Source organism: Leisingera sp. ANG-DT (assembly GCF_000813785.1).
Lineage (GTDB): Bacteria > Pseudomonadota > Alphaproteobacteria > Rhodobacterales > Rhodobacteraceae > Leisingera.
This window is the reverse complement of the sequence record NZ_JWLE01000083.1, coordinates 476-1299: the sequence shown is the minus strand read 5'-3', so window position 1 is coordinate 1299 and position 824 is coordinate 476. Positions and strand designations below refer to the sequence as shown.

Below are 824 nucleotides of genomic sequence, written 5' to 3'. Positions count from 1 at the left end.
CCCGCCCAATCTTTCGATCATGCAGGACGAGGGCTTTACCGTGGGCCGCGTGCGCACCGAGTTGTTGTCGGGCCTGACCGTGGCGCTGGCGCTGGTGCCGGAAGCCGTCGCCTTTGCCTTTGTCGCGGGGGTGCATCCGCTGGTTGGTTTGTACGCGGCCTTTATGGTGGGGCTGATCACTGCTGTGTTCGGCGGGCGTCCGGGCATGATCTCAGGCGCGACCGGCGCGCTGGCGGTGGTGATGGTGGCGCTGGTGGCGCAGCACGGGGTGGAGTACCTGTTTGCCACCGTGGTGCTGATGGGGATTTTGCAGATCATTGCGGGTGTCATGCACTGGGGCAAGTTCATCCGCCTGGTGCCGCATCCGGTGATGCTGGGCTTTGTGAACGGGCTGGCGATTGTGATCTTCCTGGCGCAGCTGACGCAGTTCAAGGTGCCGGGCTCAAACGGGGCGGAATGGCTGAGCGGGATGCAGCTCTATATGATGCTGGGGCTGGTCGGGCTGACCATGCTGATCATCTGGGGGATGCCGAAGATCACCTCCGTGATTCCGGCGCCGCTGGCGGGGATCGGCGTTGTGGCGGTTCTGGTCATTGCGCTGAACATCGACGTGCCGACGGTTGGCGATATGGCCTCGATCAAGGGCGGATTCCCGGCGTTCCACAACCCGTTTGGCACCGGTGAGGGGCTTTATGGCACTGCGCTGGCGCCCTTCACGCTGGAGACGCTGTGGATCATCCTGCCTTATGCGGTGATCCTGGCCGCCATCGGCCTGATTGAGAGCCTGCTGACGCTGAACCTGGTGGGGGAGATCACCGGCAAGC

Annotated in this window: 1 protein-coding gene; it reads left to right on the top strand. The window is 63.8% G+C overall.

The annotated features are described in order from the left end of the window. A partial coding sequence (locus RA21_RS23380; RefSeq protein ID WP_446720205.1) for a SulP family inorganic anion transporter occupies positions 1–824 on the top strand: 824 nt, incomplete at both ends.